Origin of the sequence: Cellvibrio sp. KY-YJ-3 (assembly GCF_008806955.1) — a bacterium.
In the GTDB taxonomy this organism is placed as follows: domain Bacteria; phylum Pseudomonadota; class Gammaproteobacteria; order Pseudomonadales; family Cellvibrionaceae; genus Cellvibrio.
This window is the reverse complement of sequence record NZ_CP031727.1, coordinates 385,929-400,833: the sequence shown is the minus strand read 5'-3', so window position 1 is coordinate 400,833 and position 14,905 is coordinate 385,929. Positions and strand designations below refer to the sequence as shown.

At 48.3% G+C, this 14,905-nt stretch carries 17 protein-coding genes; 6 read left to right on the top strand and 11 right to left on the bottom strand.

Annotation, left to right across the window (positions count from 1 at the left end):
* The first annotated feature begins 158 nt into the window (after window positions 1-158).
* The gene (locus tag D0B88_RS01865) at window positions 159-998 is read left to right on the top strand and encodes a class D beta-lactamase (protein ID WP_191966494.1); all 840 of its coding nucleotides are present in this window, start codon (window positions 159-161) and stop codon (window positions 996-998) included.
* Between the two features lie 37 nt (window positions 999-1,035).
* Window positions 1,036-1,686 carry a glutathione S-transferase family protein gene (locus D0B88_RS01860; RefSeq protein ID WP_225318491.1) on the top strand — a complete coding sequence of 217 codons (651 nt, stop codon included), beginning with the start codon at window positions 1,036-1,038 and terminating at the stop codon, window positions 1,684-1,686.
* 159 nt (window positions 1,687-1,845) lie between these two features.
* Here the strand turns inward: D0B88_RS01860 and D0B88_RS01855 are convergent, their stop codons facing one another.
* Entirely contained in the window at window positions 1,846-2,682 is an 837-nt protein-coding gene (locus D0B88_RS01855) for an AraC family transcriptional regulator (protein WP_151054601.1), read from the bottom strand.
* 138 nt (window positions 2,683-2,820) lie between these two features.
* Between D0B88_RS01855 and D0B88_RS01850 the strand changes: the two genes are divergently transcribed.
* Window positions 2,821-3,252 carry an organic hydroperoxide resistance protein gene (locus D0B88_RS01850; RefSeq protein ID WP_040391165.1) on the top strand — a complete coding sequence of 144 codons (432 nt, stop codon included), beginning with the start codon at window positions 2,821-2,823 and terminating at the stop codon, window positions 3,250-3,252.
* A gap of 58 nt (window positions 3,253-3,310) precedes the next feature.
* The gene (locus D0B88_RS01845; protein ID WP_151054598.1) at window positions 3,311-4,243 is read left to right on the top strand and encodes an alpha/beta fold hydrolase; all 933 of its coding nucleotides are present in this window, start codon (window positions 3,311-3,313) and stop codon (window positions 4,241-4,243) included.
* A gap of 78 nt (window positions 4,244-4,321) precedes the next feature.
* Here D0B88_RS01845 and D0B88_RS01840 read toward each other — a convergent pair whose 3' ends face one another.
* Both D0B88_RS01840 and D0B88_RS01835 read right to left on the bottom strand, forming a co-directional pair.
* Window positions 4,322-5,518 (bottom strand): acyltransferase family protein, encoded by a 1,197-nt coding sequence (locus tag D0B88_RS01840; protein ID WP_151054596.1) that lies wholly within the window; start codon window positions 5,516-5,518, stop codon window positions 4,322-4,324.
* Between the two features lie 98 nt (window positions 5,519-5,616).
* The gene (locus tag D0B88_RS01835; protein ID WP_225318490.1) at window positions 5,617-6,123 is read right to left on the bottom strand and encodes a CIA30 family protein; all 507 of its coding nucleotides are present in this window, start codon (window positions 6,121-6,123) and stop codon (window positions 5,617-5,619) included.
* 272 nt (window positions 6,124-6,395) lie between these two features.
* On the opposite strand from D0B88_RS01835, the gene D0B88_RS01830 reads away from it, so the two are divergent.
* Window positions 6,396-8,024, top strand: coding sequence for an RNA polymerase sigma factor (locus D0B88_RS01830; RefSeq protein WP_151054594.1), 1,629 nt, complete (start codon window positions 6,396-6,398; stop codon window positions 8,022-8,024).
* 24 nt (window positions 8,025-8,048) lie between these two features.
* Here the strand turns inward: D0B88_RS01830 and D0B88_RS01825 are convergent, their stop codons facing one another.
* The 4 genes from D0B88_RS01825 to D0B88_RS01810 form a co-directional block, all read right to left on the bottom strand.
* Window positions 8,049-8,468 carry a group II truncated hemoglobin gene (locus D0B88_RS01825; protein WP_151054592.1) on the bottom strand — a complete coding sequence of 140 codons (420 nt, stop codon included), beginning with the start codon at window positions 8,466-8,468 and terminating at the stop codon, window positions 8,049-8,051.
* Between the two features lie 99 nt (window positions 8,469-8,567).
* Window positions 8,568-8,885, bottom strand: a complete 318-nt coding sequence (locus tag D0B88_RS01820; protein ID WP_151054590.1) for a CcdB family protein — start codon at window positions 8,883-8,885, stop codon at window positions 8,568-8,570.
* Window positions 8,885-9,130 carry a type II toxin-antitoxin system CcdA family antitoxin gene (locus D0B88_RS01815; RefSeq protein WP_151054588.1) on the bottom strand — a complete coding sequence of 82 codons (246 nt, stop codon included), beginning with the start codon at window positions 9,128-9,130 and terminating at the stop codon, window positions 8,885-8,887. Before D0B88_RS01815 ends, D0B88_RS01820 begins: the two co-directional genes overlap by 1 nt.
* A gap of 68 nt (window positions 9,131-9,198) precedes the next feature.
* The gene (locus tag D0B88_RS01810; protein WP_151054586.1) at window positions 9,199-9,849 is read right to left on the bottom strand and encodes a DsbA family protein; all 651 of its coding nucleotides are present in this window, start codon (window positions 9,847-9,849) and stop codon (window positions 9,199-9,201) included.
* 435 nt (window positions 9,850-10,284) lie between these two features.
* Here D0B88_RS01810 and D0B88_RS01800 point away from each other — a divergent pair, with 435 nt between their 5' ends.
* Complete coding sequence (locus D0B88_RS01800) at window positions 10,285-10,581, top strand: hypothetical protein (RefSeq protein WP_151054584.1); 297 nt, start codon at window positions 10,285-10,287, stop codon at window positions 10,579-10,581.
* A gap of 44 nt (window positions 10,582-10,625) precedes the next feature.
* Here the strand turns inward: D0B88_RS01800 and D0B88_RS01795 are convergent, their stop codons facing one another.
* From D0B88_RS01795 to D0B88_RS01780, 4 genes are all read right to left on the bottom strand, one after another.
* Window positions 10,626-12,005, bottom strand: coding sequence for an 8-oxoguanine deaminase (locus tag D0B88_RS01795; RefSeq protein ID WP_225318489.1), 1,380 nt, complete (start codon window positions 12,003-12,005; stop codon window positions 10,626-10,628).
* Between the two features lie 9 nt (window positions 12,006-12,014).
* Window positions 12,015-12,773: a TetR/AcrR family transcriptional regulator gene (locus D0B88_RS01790; protein WP_225318488.1), complete on the bottom strand. Its 759-nt coding sequence runs from the start codon at window positions 12,771-12,773 to the stop codon at window positions 12,015-12,017.
* A 75-nt stretch (window positions 12,774-12,848) separates the two neighbouring features.
* Complete coding sequence (locus tag D0B88_RS01785; protein WP_151054580.1) at window positions 12,849-13,934, bottom strand: BMP family ABC transporter substrate-binding protein; 1,086 nt, start codon at window positions 13,932-13,934, stop codon at window positions 12,849-12,851.
* A gap of 44 nt (window positions 13,935-13,978) precedes the next feature.
* Window positions 13,979-14,893, bottom strand: coding sequence for an ABC transporter permease (locus D0B88_RS01780; RefSeq protein ID WP_225318487.1), 915 nt, complete (start codon window positions 14,891-14,893; stop codon window positions 13,979-13,981).
* Window positions 14,894-14,905: the final 12 nt, after the last annotated feature.

Genomic DNA, 14,905 nt, shown 5'->3' with positions numbered 1-14,905 from the left:
GCCGGGCGCAGGGTGATCTACTTGGTATTTTTTCGGGCGCGTGAGTAATCAATCAACAGTGATTGATTTTTTGCCCCTAAGGTTAGCGCTCGCGCTGTAAGCAGCGTGGAGTTATAAATTTTTTCTGGATTAAAAAATTAGCGATGGAGAAATCATCAGTGAAAATAAAAAGTGTATTTGCCTTACTGCTGTTAACACCTTTGATCAGTGTTGCCGAGGTCTGTAACACCACCAAACCCATCAATACCGATCCCTACATCGCGGACATTGGCACCCGACAAGTAACTTTTTTGGTATTGGATTACCGCAGCAACGAATGTCGCTATATCAATAAAACGGGTTTGACTGAACGCCACGGGCCTTATTCCACGTTTAAAATTCCGCACAGTTTAATTGCGCTGGAAACCGGCGCGGTGAAATCGGTCGATGAACGGTTTGAGTGGGATCAGAAAAAATATCCCGCTAAAGATTTTTGGCCAGAAACCTGGAAGCAATCGCACACATTGGCATCGGCCTTTAAACATTCAGCGGTGTGGTACTACAAAGCATTAGTGCCCCGTATTAAACCCGCCGACTATAAAAAATGGCTTGCCCGTTTTCAGTATGGCGACCAAGTGTTTACGCCGGGCAGTAATGAATTTTGGCTCGACAATGAATTAACAATTTCTCCACAAGAACAAGTCGACTTTATCGCCTGCTTGCTCAAGGATGGCTGCGGTGTAAGCGCCAGAAACCTTGCCGCGTTTGAATCCATCGCCTTGCAGGAAACCAAAAATACTTTCTCACTCTACGCCAAAACCGGAGCTGGCCCAGTCGACCCGAATAATTTTGATGGCGCGTTCGAAGGTTGGTATGTGGGTTATGTCAAAGATGATGGCGGCAAACCCGTTGCGGCATTTGCGCTGTATATGGCAGCGGAAAATTTCACCGCGCTGAAAGATTACCGAAAAGCCTTGTCGCTGCAGTTATTGGGGGATTTGGGGTTGTGGGTTAAATAAAATGATTGCTGTATTCCAAATCACACAAACGGAGTGAATGGTGTATAAATTATTTTACTACCCGAGAAACGCAAGTTGGGCGCCACATTTGGTATTGACTGAAATGGGTGTTGAGTTTGAGTTGATATTGGTGGACAGAAAATCCAATCAGCAAAAGTCACATGAATATCTCGCGTTAAATTCTACTGGTCGTATTCCTACCTTGGTAGATAAGGATCTGGTTATTTTTGAAAGCGCCGCTATTTGTTTATACCTTTGCGATAAGCATCCCGAGTCCGGCTTGATTCCCAGCGCAGCGAGCCCGTTGCGCGCAACATTTTATCAATGGTTATTTTATTTGAATTCCACCATTCAGCCCGAGCTGATGTTGTATTTTTACCCGCAGAAACACACTGCGGGAGAAAACACTAAAGAAATCGTTCAGGCACAAGAGTTGCGCGTGACGGAAATGTTTTCGTTGATTGACAAGGCGTTGGAAGGTAAGGATTTTTTGGTGGGCGAGAGTATTAGTGTGTGCGACTACTTTTTATTTATGTTGTCGCACTGGGCTAGCGGTTTTGCACAGCCACCATTAGCGTTTAAAAATCTGGGAGCGTATTTACGTAAGCTCGCAAAGCGTGATGTGGTTAAGTCAGTGTGTGAGCGTGAGGGAACTGATTTGGGGATTTATGCAGATCAAATGGATTAACTCCAAGAAAGTGGAAGTTTTTGAGTGCGTATCTGTTTCTTTTCCACAATCAGTGTTTTACCAGTCGCAAAAAATCCACCCAACGGAAATTCAGAATTTAATCAATCAATAGCGTGAGTATTTCGCATAAGTTAATCCCGCTGAAAACCGATGGCGGGATTAATGTTTTGCAGCCTGACTTTCCTTCAACCACTGCATCGGCGAAAGTCCGCATTGCGATTTAAATGCGCGCGATAGTGCGGCTTCGCTGCCGTAGCCAGCTTCTTCTGCGATTAATCGCAACGGCTGGCCGTTCTTCAGCCATTTCTGCACCAGACCAATACGCCACCGCTGTAAATAATTCGCGGGTGTATCGCCTACGGCATCGCGGAATTGATTGGAAAAAACACTGCGCGACATGCCCGCGATTTTCGCTAGCCGTTCGACCGACCAATCCTCTTCCGGTTTTTCATGCATCGCCACTATCGCGCGGCGCAATTGTGTGTGGGCGAGGCCCGCTAATAATCCCAGTTGTGGGCTGTCGCTTTCCATCAGCCCGCGCAACAACTGAATCAATATCACCTCGAACAAACGGTCGAGCACGGTCTGGCGCCCGCAGTTGTTGGCCTCGGCTTCTGCAAACAGGAGTGAGAGTAGCGCGACGCTGTCCGGCAGTTGGGTGAGCGGCATGCACAGGCAATCCGGGAGGGCATTCAGCAGCGGGTTGGCCGAGCCGCCTTCAAACAAAATATGCGCACACACAAAGTCAGCGCCATGTTCGCGGTCGGTCACAAAACTGTGGGGTGTCGGGCGCGGATAAAACAGCAGGCTCGGCTCCTCAAGCTCATGGGCTTTGGTATGCCCATGCCACACCTCTGCTTTTCCTCGCCTCAATAGATGCAGCTGCCCATAGGGTTTGCTGCCGTCCAGCGTGTTAATGCCGCATAGCGGGCCGGTTTGGAAGGTTTGGGCGCTTATCGAAAAGTGCCCCAGAAGTGCTGCCAGGCGATCAACCATAAAAATACGATTCGTTAAATATTGAATACTAATTGTATCAGTTCGTATTTATATATCCAGCACAATGCTCCTCGTCAACAGCAACAAACAAACCTCAACCAACAAACCTCAACCAATATCCAAACAGGAATGCAGATTATGAAACCTTCACAAATTCTCTATACCGCAAACGTAGTTTCAACCGGTGGCCGCGAAGGCCGTTCAGAGTCCAATGACGGCGCTTTGTCAGTACAACTTTCCACACCCAAAGCGCTCGGCGGTGCCGGCGGTTCAGGTACCAACCCCGAGCAATTGTTCGCAGCCGGTTACTCAGCCTGCTTTTTAGGTGCACTCAAATTTGTTGCAGGCCAAGCGCGGGTACAAATACCAGCCAGCGCACAAATAGCAGCAGAAGTAGGCATCGGCCCCATCCCAACCGGTTTTGCACTGCGCGTGAAATTAGAAATCTCTCTGCCCGGTTTGCCATTGGCGCAAGCGCAAGAGCTGGTTGAAAAAGCGCATCAGGTTTGCCCTTACTCGAATGCAACACGCGGCAATATCGATGTCGAGTTAGTGGTTATTGAAAACTAAATTCATTCACACTTTCTTATTGAACCTTGAAACTTTTTAATTAATTTGGAGATTAGTCATGAAAAAATTTATGCACATACTCAGCGCCTTTGTAATTACCACCGCAACATCTTTTGTAACGCTGCAAGCACAGGCCGCCGAAAAAATTTCTCACACTGCCAGCACAGTGACCACCCAAGACGGCGTACAAATTTATTACAAAGATTGGGGTCCCAAAAATGGCCAAGTGGTGATGTTCAGCCACGGCTGGCCGCTGAGTTCCGACAGCTGGGAATCGCAAATGCAATTTCTGGCAGAAAAAGGTTATCGCGTAGTTGCGCATGACCGCCGTGGCCATGGCCGCTCCAGCCAACCATGGGATGGTAACGACATGGATCATTACGCTGATGATTTAGCCGATGTAATTAGCGCGCTCAATGTTGATGATGTCACGCTGGTCGGCTTCTCAACCGGCGGTGGTGAAGTGGCTCGTTATATCGGCCGCCACGGCACCAAACAAGTTAAAAAAGCTGTGCTGGTCAGTGCCGTACCGCCCATTATGTTGAAGACCGAAAGCAATCCGAACGGATTACCGATTTCAGTTTTTGATGGCTTACGCAAAGCCTCCAACGAAAATCGCTCACAATTATATTTGGATATCGCCTCCGGCCCTTTCTTTGGTTACAACCGCCCCGGCGCAAAACCATCAGCAGGTGCAATCCAATCTTTCTGGAGACAAGGCATGCTGGCCGGTGCAAAAAATACCTACGATTCAATCGCGGCATTTTCAGCGACTGATTTTAGAGGTGACTTGGCTAAATTTGATGTACCAACGTTAGTAATCCACGGCGACGACGATCAAATCGTACCGATTGAAACCTCTGGTAAAGCATCTGCGGCCTTGATTAAAGGTGCAAAATTGTTGGTATACCCCGGCGCACCACACGGTTTGGCGGATACACACAAAGATCGCTTGAATCAGGATTTGTTGAATTTTTTACAGCAGAAGTAATGTTCGCCAGATTGCAAAAAAAAGAGAACTGGAGCTTGGCTTCAATTCTCTTTTTCTGTAATAGGTAAGCCATTACCATCACCTAACTCGCGGCTTACGCTTTCCATTCAACACCATTCCAATAACGGTTGATCGCACCAATACATCGTAGAGCACTAAGGATAATGCAATAGTAATTGCGCAAATGGCGACTAACTTTATCGACCAGTGCAGTGGTAATTCGGCAAAGGCGATTTGCAACCAAATGACGATGGGTAAATGAATAAGATAAAGCCAATAGGATGAGTCGGCCAGATAGCGGACAGTTTTGCTCGGGCGATTAAGAAAGTGCTTAAAGAGTCCGATAGTGAGCGAGACAAGCGACCACATCATAATGGCATAGCTGAATACAAAACCAGTTTTAATCAGTTGATAATGCGGGTGTGCGAATTTTATTTCAAAACGGGCGAGCAGGTTAGCGGCAACTATCGCGAGTAAGCAGAGCGCGAACTTACCCCAGCTTAAGCGAGTAAAATTTTCCAGCAAATTTGTTTGGCGTTGCAGCAGCCAACCGAAAATAAAAAATCCGCTGTAGATGATCGTTACAGGAATGTGTGGCACCAGTGACTTGTCGGGTGTATCCATGCCCCAGTGGTTCATAAACCACAGGCAAGCTGCAGTGGGAATGGCAACCGCAAAAATAGCAAGGCGCGAGCTACACAACCAATGCATAGTGTTTTCAGCGAATTGAACTATTTTTTGTTCTGTCGATTTGTGCATGTGAAAAATAGAATGCATTAATACGATGCTCAGGCTGATCAATAACAGGTAATACAAAAACCAAAGGTGCGTACCGACCAACAGATCTTTTGGCAAGTCGCCCAGTGTGGCGAAACCGGCCCTCAATGCATTTAAAATATTCACTTTACCGCGCATACTTTCCGCGCCCATAATCCAGCCGGAAACCAACAGCGGGCGCAATAAAAACCAGCCAATTACAAATGGGATCGCAATGCGCACCAAGCGCGACTGCAAAAAACTGGCTACACCGTCGCGATGAAATGTCATATGACTGAAAAATCCAGCAAGCAGAAAAAATAATTCCAGTCGGAAGGAGTGACTAACCATCATAAATGTCGACACTATGGAGCTCGTTGATATGTCCATCACCGCCCAGCCAATAAAAATCGGCATGAAGGATATGCTGGCGTGAAAAATAATTCCCAGCAGTAGCGCGAAGGCTCGGGCTGCATCTAAATAGTCGAGTCGCCCATTATGTTGTGATGAGATATTCATAGTGTTGTTTCAGTGGATTGGATAAAGAATTACAGGTGCATCGACTATTGCGCTGTTATTACCCGGCAATACTATTTGCCGGGTTTCTGCTTTTTTGATTAATAGAAACTCACTTCGTCCACGGCGAAATCGAATGCACTCTTTTGCAAACCAAAGGCGACGATACTCAGGCTGTTGATGGTTTTGGTGTTGAGCGGAGTCTGTTCAGACCAGGCGCGTTTCATGGCGGCGAAGGGAATTTTTATCTCGTGGAATTTGCCATCTGCCGATAAGGCGATGGGCGCGGCGTGGTAGTCAAAATTGGTGATCTCGGTGCTATTGGCTGAAATTGACATACTACCGCTGTTGATTTTTATCAGCAGGCGCACGCCTTCGAATGCGCTTGCATCCTTAGGCAGGCTTTGCGAATCAAGAGGCAATACCATGCTTGCCCAGCCCGGTTGGCCGCGTGGCGGGATAATTTCACCCTTGGCGGTGATAATGCCCTGCACAACTTCCTGTGCGGTTGTCGTACTTCCTCCTGCAAGGGTATCGTTTAGGAATTGGCGTGGAATGCCCAGGTTGTTATTGGTTGCATCGCTAAAGTCGTCGATTAACGGGCTCAAACCCCCGCCAAAGCTGGCGCTAGAAAAAGTGAGTATTGCCACTAAGCTAAGATGTCTACTAAAAAGATGTTTCATAAAGGGTATTCCATAGGTAATTGGGGATATTCAATATGCCGATAAAAAATCTGTGGCGATTGCTGATCGTCACAACACTTAAGTGCCTAATAAGAGAAAGAAGGTGACAGATTTTTTTTGATAAATAATTGAAAAATCCTTGTCACCTTTAGTGGGGAGCTGGGCACTTAATGGTTCCAGAGTAGAGATAGTGAGCCATGAGTATTTTTAAAAAACGAAACCCCATCATTGATTCGAGCGACGCCGCCTTGGTGATGGCCTCATTAGGGGGTGATCGCGATGCCTTTTGTAAAATTGTTGCGCGCTACCAAAATCTGTTGTGTTCCCTGGCTTATTCATCTGTTGGGGACTTAAAACACAGTGAGGACATAGCACAAGAAGCATTTATTGAAGCATGGAAAAAACTCGACACCCTCAATGACCCGGAAAAATTAAAGTCGTGGCTGTGCGGGATTCTGCGGTTTAAAGCGAGCCACTTTCGTCGCAAAGAGGCGACGCAGCCGGTGAAGGGCGCCGATGAACTGGATGAGTTAGATGAGCATGCCAGTGGGCATTCGCAGCAGGTGAAAGTTGAAGATGCAGCAATCAGTGCGCAAGAGCAGGCATTGCTTTGGCAGGCACTGGAAAAAATGCCCGACACTTATCGCGAACCTTTGATTTTGTTTTACCGCGAACATCGCTCGGTGGAGTATGTCGCCAGTCAGTTAGATCTGTCGGAAGACACAGTGAAACAACGCTTGTCGCGCGGGCGCAAGCTACTGCAAAAAGCGATGGTGATATTTGTGGAGGATACACTCGCAAAAAGTACGCAGGGCGCGGTGTTTACTCTAGCGGTAATGGCGGCTATCGGCGGTATTTCCCCGCCGGTAAAAGCCGCAGCCTTGAGTGCGGGCGCGATGAAAACCGGCTCAATGTTCAAGTGGGCGAGCGTTATTGTGGTATTGGCTGCTTTCTCGGGTATTGTCAGTTCGTTCTTCGGTGTAAGGGCAGGTCTTGATCAGTCACGCACACAACGCGAGCGCAACAGCGTGATCATTTACACCGTACTTTTTTTTGCAATCACTATTGTTTATGTAGTGGCTATGTTTGGCTTGAAGCACATGGCATTAAATGATGTTGGCAACGCGGGTATTTACGCCGCCGTTTCGCAACTTGTAGTGTTGGGCATGGTGCTCGGTCATATTATTTTGGTGATTCGTATGCTACGCGGAATGCGCAAGCTCAGGGCCGAGGAGCGATTATTTAATCCGCAGGCATTTCAGGGTGAGGCAGATCAAATCGGCGCAAAACAACGGGAATACAAAAGTCGTTTTTGTCTCGCGGGAATTCCTTTGCTGCATTTTCGTTTTGGTATGCCGGAGCAGGGCGACAAACCTGTCGTAGGTTGGATTGCCGGTGGCGACTACGCCTATGGAATGTTGTTTGCCTGGGGCGGCGTTGCGATTGCACCTGTCAGTGTCGGCATTATTTCTGTTGGTTTGATCAGCGTCGGCGCTGTGGGCATAGGTTTGTTTGGCTTGGGCACTATCGGCATTGGCGTCATCGGCTTTGGCGCTTCAGCAATAGGCTATAAAGCCTACGCTACTTTTTCTGCTCTCGGCTGGAACAGCGCTTTTAGCGGCATTGGTTTTTCCATTGCGAATGAAGCGGCCATTGGGCCATTTGCTTTTGCAAAACATATCAATAACGACCAAGCCGGTGAAATGGTAAACCTCACCATCATGGGCCAAAGTTATCTTTGGATTTTAGCTATGATTGCGATATTAGTGATTGTTCCTGCTGTTTTGCATTCGAATAAAGTGAGGCAGAGAATGAGGGAAAAATAAATCGGGGATTGCAGCTATATTTTTCTATACTGCCGGTTTTTTACTCGTCGCAAAAATCCGCTCAGCGGGAATTTTAAGTTGAGCTAAGAGATAAGTTGAAAATTCCGGTGAATAATTTTGCTTGTCAATCGCGCGCTCCATACATAACAACCACGCATCGCGCTCCGCTTCACCTATCGGTAAGTGGGCGTGATCGCGGGGAATATTAATACTCCCGTATTTTTCATGATAAAGCCCCGGCCCACCCATCCAGCCGCACAAAAATAACGTGAGTTTATCGCGCGACTCGGTGAGATCGGTTTTGTGCATCTTGCGGATAATCACCGCTTCCGGCAGCGCATCCATTTCCAAATAAAAATCATCAACCAGTCGGCGGATGCCATCGATGCCACCTGCGGCTTGGAAGGAGGTGTCGGAAAAGCCGTAGAGGGGAGTGTTGGACATTTGGAAGCCTATAACGATTACAAGAAAGGTAATTATTGTTGCAGTATTGGTATGTCGAATACTGCAGAAATATAAATGCAGTATTTGTGCACGATTCTGTTAAATGCCCGTAAGCAGAAAATCCAAGGCATTGAGTATTTCAGCTCTTGCGTACTCAACATTGGCAATGGCTTTGCCTAGCTCTTTGCGTTGAATACCTGCTAGCTGAGGTATCAGTATTAAATAATCAATGCCTTCGATATTTATGGTGGGCGTTAAGTGAGTTAACGCCTTATCTTTATTGCTTCCCAGTTTTTTGAGTGGCACTACCACCGTTGTTTGTAGCGAATCGAGCAGATTTGTTTGAATATCCAGGAGCAGAGGAAATACTTTATTGCTCTGCGAATTTTTGTTTTGGTAAACCGTAAATTGCGCCATCAAAAACTCCGCAGTCCATCGCTGAATACGCCATTGTCATCAACAGATTTGTTGTAGGCCGCAATAGCCGTTTTATTCTGTTCCAGCCATTGCTGCGCTTGCTTGGCCTTTAGTTGGTCTGTCAGTGCCTGTTCTAAAGCAGCGGAAAGGTTAATGTCCAAATCCCTGGCTTTTTTAAGTAAGTCACTGTTTATACTAAGGTTTGTGGGTTTCTTTGGGGCGTTTTGATCGTATAGCGCAAGCATAACTGCCTCCTTCACGTGATGCGCATATCGTATGCGCATCATGCCCTTGGGTCAAATGCGCTCACTGTTTAATTAGCTTCCTCTGCAAGCTGCTGCAAAATCTGTTTGTAATTCTCAGTGCCTTGCGCCCCTGTCACCAAGTGACGGCGATTAAACACAATCGCCGGTACACCGCGAATGCCTGCATCTATCCAAAACTTTTCGGCAGCGCGCACGTCATTGGCAAAACGTTGATCGTGCAATACAGCCAAAGCTTCGCCTCGCGCCAAGCCAATTTCTGCGGCGATATCGGCCAGCACTTCATCGTCCGACAAATTTCGGCGATGGGTAAAATGCGCTGCAAAAAGCGCTTGTTTCAAATCCTGCTTGCGCCCTTGTTGATCAGCCCAATGCAGTAGCTGATGCACATTAAACGTATTGTGCATGCGCATATCATCGGTAAAACAAAACTCAAATCCCAACTCGGCGCCTACCGCCGTTATATGTTTTCGGTTAGCGTCCGATTGCTCTTTGGTCGAGCCATATTTCTCTGCCAAATGCTCACGCAAATTTTGTCCTTCTGTAGGCATATCGGGATTCAGCTCAAAGGGCTGCCAGTGAAGTTCATACGCGGTTCCAGTTTCCGTCAGGGCGCGTTCCAACTGTCGGTAGCCAATAATGCACCAGGGGCAGACAACATCGGACACTATGTCTATACGGAGTTTGTTTGTGGTGGTCATGGGGGAGGCCTGTGTGGTGAGTTAATTCAATTGTAAACCCAACCGATAATGGATTTGGTGTAATCTTTGGTAATTGTTCGAATTGGAATGTAGTAATTACGATTGCTTTAGCGTTCTTATTGCAGATCGCATATATACATTTTATTGGTCGGCATATTATTTTAATCAATCTTCCAATAAAGTTAATTTTGGGATTAGTCGTTAATGGCACTAAAAATATTAAGCTGTAGAATTTGTGGCCGGGAGTTGAACAACCCTAAAGATCCTTTATCTGTTGATTGTGGCGGTAATTGCTGGGGTTGTGTTGGTGAAGCCGAGGCAGATATGGGGGATGAAGAGTCGCTTATAAAGGTGCGCGAAGAGTATGAGCTTGGGTTAAGGCCTAATTGGGCTCCGCCTAATAAAAAATAGATTCAGATTGAGAATCGCAAAATTATGATACATACCAAAATAGTAGAAGTTGGAATTGACGAAGAGGGAAGGCTTTATGTTATCCCTGTATTTGCAGCTTTCCCGTATATTTATCGTGAGGCGATGGAAATTGGTTGGTGTTCGGAGAAAAAATACCTCTATTCTCCAAAGCCGAGAGAGTGGTCGTATTTTCATTGGTACACTCAAATAATTTCGGTTGTAAAAGAGCAATCGCATCAGCTTCAGGTTTGTAAAGAAACAACGTGGGTTAACATCCCTGAAGAGCTGAAGGAGGAGATTTTAAGGTTGGAGGTTGTATAGATTAACTAAGATTCGAGACGCATGTTGGCAAACCGCTCTGGATTTTAATTTGCAGCCATCTCTCTTAATCGCTTCGCCGCAATCCCATGCCTCGCCATCACATCATTAATATCCATATCCACCATTTCACCATTCTTCACTTTCCACTCGCCGCCGACCATTACAAAATCCGCTTTGTGGGCGCCGCACAAAATTAATGCGGCGAGTGGGTCGCCGTGGCCGGAGAAGCGGGGTTCGTTTAGGCTGAACAATGCGAGGTCTGCCTTTTTGCCGACGGCGAGTTCGCCGAGTTCGGGGCGGTGTAATAATTTGGCGCTGCCAGAGGTTGCGAGTTTTAGTGCATCGATATGCGTGAAGTTTGCGGAGCCGTAGCGGAGTTTTTGTAGCAGCATGGCTTGGCGAACTTCTTGAATCATATTGGAGCCGTCGTTGGATGCAGAGCCATCGACACCCAAACCGACGGGCGCGCCTGCGCGTTGTAAATCGCGGGTGTGGCACATGCCGGAGGCGAGTAGCATGTTGGAGCTGGGGCAGTGGCAGACGCCGACGCAGGCGTGGCCCAAGCGTGCAATTTCTTCTTCATTAAAATGAATGCCGTGGGCGAGCCAGACGCGGTTATTTAACCAACCTAGATCATCCAGGTAATCCACCGGGCGCATACCAAATTGTTTCAGGCAGAAATTATTTTCATCTTCCGTTTCACCGAGGTGCGTGTGCAGCAACACATTTTTTTGTTGTGCGAGCACGGCGGTTGCGCGCATTAAATCTGGCGTGACGGAAAACGGTGAGCAGGGGGCGAGGGCGATTTGGCAAAAGGAATCTTCGCTGGTGTCGTGATAGCTGTGAATTAAACGTTCACTTTCACTCAGAATTTTTTCATCGCTTTCCACTACCGAATCCGGTGGTAATCCACCTTTGGATTGGCCGAGGCTCATGGAGCCGCGCGTTAAGGTAACGCGATTACCGATGGTTTTGGCAGCGGCGACTTGTGCGTCTATCGCGTGCGGCATAATGCTGCTGAATACGTAATGGTGGTCCGCGGCGGTGGTACAGCCGGAGAGTAATAATTCACTCAGCGCTAATTGCGTGGAGGCAAAAATGGCTTCGTCATTTAAATTCGCCCACACGGGGTAGAGCGCTTGTAGCCAGGGAAATAATTCTTTGTTGAGTGCACTGGGCAGCGCGCGGGTGAGCGTTTGGTAAAAATGGTGATGGCAATTAATCAGGCCGGGCAGAATGACATGGTCGGAGGCATCAAAACTGTAATCGTAGGTGCTGGCCGGTGTAGCACCGGCGGCGACCAATTCGATAATATTATTGCCTTGAATCACCAGGCCATTGCTGGCGTCTTGTGTATTGCCTGTCCAGCAGGCGCGTGGATTTTTAAGCCAAAGAGTGTTGCTGTTTGATGAAATCATTGTCATGGTTGTTGATTACTTAACCGGTGGTTTCAGGCCGCAGCCTTTTAAAATCATTTGGCTTAAAAAATCCGAAATATCTTTAATCATGTCCGGTTCGTATTCTGCGCGGTTCATGACGGTGAGAATTTTCACATCAAAATCCGCGTAGTGTTGGGTGGATGCCCAAATTAAAAAGATCAAATGCATGGGGTCAACTTTGTCCATGCGGCCCTGCTCGATCCACTGCTCGATAATCTGCGCTTTGCGCCGGACAAATTGACGCATCTCGGTGCGGATATAACCTTTTAAATGCGGTGCGCCCTGAATCATTTCCATCGCATACAATTTTGATGCGCGGGGGTTGGTGTAGGAAAGCTCTACCTTTTTGCGAATAAAACGATCCAATACTTCTGCGGGGTCGTCGTCCACGGTGATTTCACCGAGCAGGTCGTTCCATAAATTAATAATGTTATCCAGCACCGCCACATACAAATTGGTTTTACTTTTGAAGTAATAGTGCACGTTGGCTTTGGGAATGCCCGCGCGGTCGGCGATATTTTGAATGCTGGCGCCGCGAAAACCGTTTTGCACAAATTCTTCTTCGGCGGCGTTAATAATATTGCTCAGGTTGCGGTCGCGAATTTTGCCCGGTTTGTATTTGCCGGTGGGCGTTTCAGTGGGGTTAAACTCCGGCTGGGCTTCTGCTGGTTTGCTTGCCATAGTTTTTCCGGTTCCTTGTTTGCTGCTTGTCGTGGCGACAGGTTTTTTTTCGGCGGTGGTCTTAATGGCCATTGTTATTGTTTCTCGCTGGATGTTTTTATTGGTGGCGCGCTGGCAGCGCATAAATTCGTGCCGCGCGCCAGGCAATTATTGCGGAATTTTCCCCTCTATGCCTTTTACGTACCAGTTTTGTTGGTGCAATTCTTCATCGCTCAGGGTTTTGCCCTCGGCAACTTTTAATGCACCGGCTTGATCGTAAATAGGCCCTTGGTACACAGCGCGGCTGCCCGCGACAATTTCCATTTTATACGCCTCCATTTTCTCCACAACCTCTTTTGGCACTACCGGGTTCATGGGCGATAGTGCTACTACACCTTCACGCAGTCCGTGCCAAATCGCTTCCGGCTTCCAGGTGCCATCCAATACCGCCTGGATTTTTGCGCGGTAAATGGATTCCCAGTGTTGCGTGGATGAGGTCAAATGGGTTTTGGGGCCGTAGGCACTCATATCGGAATTAAAGCCAACCGAATAAACGCCTTTCGCTTCTGCCGCTTGAATGGTTGCCGCAGAATCGGTGTGCATGGTGATTACATCGGCGCCTTGCAAAATTAAACTCTCCGCCGCTTCACGTTCTTTGGCTGGATCGTGCCAGGTATTGACCCACACCACTTTCATTTTGATGTCCGGGTTCATCACCTGGGCGCCGAGCATAAAGGAGTTGATGCCGCGAATCACCTCGGGAATGGGAAATGCGCCCACATAACCGATCACATTTTTTTTGCTCATGGCACCGGCAATCATGCCCGCGAGGAAGCGGCCTTCATAATCGCGCGCTTGATAATTGCCGACGTTGGCGGCGGTTTTATAACCGGTGGCGTGTTCAAATTTTACTTTGGGAAACATCTTGCCCACTTTGATGGTGGGGTTCATGTAACCGAAGGAAGTGGTGAAAATTAAATCGTAACCGCGTGAGGCCATGTTGCGAATCACGCGCTCGGCATCGGCACCTTCGGCCACACTTTCGACAAAAGTGGTTTCGATTTTATCGCCAAATTCTTGCTGCACAATTTTGCGCGCTTCGTCGTGTTGATAAGTCCAACCGGCATCGCCAATCGGGCTTACATACACAAAGCCGACTTTCAGCGGCGCGGCAAATACATTGGCGCTCAGTGTTAGCAGTGCCGCCGTGGCGCCCAGCACACGGAGAAATTTTTTGCGGGTTAACAGCGTCATGGTGGTTCCTCTTTTTTAGCGATTTAGCATCATTAACAAACAATTTATTTCGGCGAATGCCACGGCTGCCCGAGTGAGCGCGGGGCAAATAAGCCCTGATTTTGTTGGCGATACATCATGAGTACCAACACCACAATGGTGACCACATAGGGCAGCATGGCGAGCAGGTTGGGCGATATTTCGTAGCCATAACCTTGCAATAACAAATGCAAAATACTGGCGAAGCCAAACAACCAGGCGCCGAGCAAAATGCGCTCGGTGCGCCAGCTGGCAAATACCACCAGCGCGAGGGCGATCCAACCGCGCCCGGCGGCGATGCCTTCCGACCACATGGGTGTGTAGGCGAGCGACAAATAGGCACCGGCCAAACCGGCCATGGCGCCGCCAAACATTACCGCGCCGTAGCGCACGCGCATCACTTTGTAACCCAGTGCGTGGGCGACATCGGGATTTTCGCCCACGGCGCGAATAATTAGGCCCAGCCGCGTATACCGCATCACCACAAACACGGCGGCAAAGAGTGCAAACGCGAGGTAGACCAATAAGTCCTGCTCAAACAGCGCTTTGCCGATCAGCGGGATATCGCCCAGCAGCGGAATTTTCACCGTGTTAAACCCGGTGATGGTTTGACCGACATAACCTGCGCCCAAAAAAGCACTTAGGCCGGTGCCAAAAATAGTGAGCGCAAGGCCGGTGGCGACCTGGTTGGAAATCAGCGTGAGCGCGATAAATGCAAACAACAGCGACACTACCACCCCGGAAATGACTGCCGCGAGCACACCCCAACCGAGGCTGCTCCCGGCGTAAGCGGCGATAAACCCACAGGCCGCGCCCACCAGAATCATGCCTTCCTGCCCCAGGTTTAATACCCCGGCGCGCTCCGACATCATCGCCCCCAAGGCCACCAGCAGCAGCGGCGTACCGGTGCGCACCATGGCGAAGAGAATGTTTTCAAACATGCCGATATCCAT